The sequence below is a fragment of the Streptomyces corynorhini genome, from assembly GCF_003346515.1.
Taxonomy (GTDB): Bacteria; Actinomycetota; Actinomycetes; order Streptomycetales; family Streptomycetaceae; genus Streptomyces; species Streptomyces corynorhini.
Genome location: NZ_QQNA01000403.1, coordinates 1 through 734, shown reverse-complemented (window position 1 = coordinate 734; position 734 = coordinate 1). Strand labels below are relative to the sequence as shown.

Below are 734 nucleotides of genomic sequence, written 5' to 3'. Positions count from 1 at the left end.
CATGGAGCAACCTCACGTCACCTTCCAGGTGATCCCCTTCACGAAGGGCGCCCACCCGGGGATGCCCGGCAGCTTCGTCCATCTGGACTTCCCGGACCCGGCCGACCCGGAACTGGTCTATGTGGATACCCCCGCGGGTGATCTCTTTCTGGAGTCCGAAGCGGAGATCCGCCGCTACAAATCCATGTTCGAGCACCTACAAGCCTTGGCCGTGGGGCCGGACGACAGCGCTGACCTGCTGGCCGAGGTCGCAGGGGGACGAGACTGAAAGTGGTGCCCTGAGTGCGACACAACCTTGCAGAGCCAATATGGCGAAAGAGCAGCTACAGCAGCGCGAACGGCCAGTGCCTAGAGGTCTGCGACGACTTCCCTGGCACCATGCCGGTGCGTGACAGCAAGCTGCCGGGCGGACCTCACCTCGTCGTCACTGCCGACACCTGGAGTTCGTTTGTCACCGCCGTGAAGGCCGACGGCTTCCCCACTCCATGATGAGGCCACAGGCGACTTGACTCCAACGGGCCGAATCCGTGATCGTCTGGCGACAGTAAGTAGTTCACTCGACTGTGGAGGTAGTCATGGCTCTGAGATTTCTGGGCATTTAGCCGAACACGCCCAGCGACGAGTCTCCGACCATCTGGCTCGACGAGGACACCGGAGACTTGATTATTCAGTCATGGAAGGCTGACGAGGCAACGATCCGTGAGGCACAGACGGTCGGCTCAGTTCCGGGGCAC

The 734-nt window shown here is 61.7% G+C and carries 2 protein-coding genes; both read left to right on the top strand.

The window, feature by feature from the left end; all coding sequences use genetic code 11:
• The coding region (locus tag DVH02_RS33510) for a DUF5753 domain-containing protein (protein ID WP_233518624.1) at window positions 1–268 on the top strand (268 nt) is incomplete at its 5' end.
• A 14-nt stretch (window positions 269–282) separates the two neighbouring features.
• Window positions 283–489: a DUF397 domain-containing protein gene (locus DVH02_RS33505; RefSeq protein ID WP_114627603.1), complete on the top strand. Its 207-nt coding sequence runs from the start codon at window positions 283–285 to the stop codon at window positions 487–489.
• Window positions 490–734 lie beyond the last annotated feature (245 nt).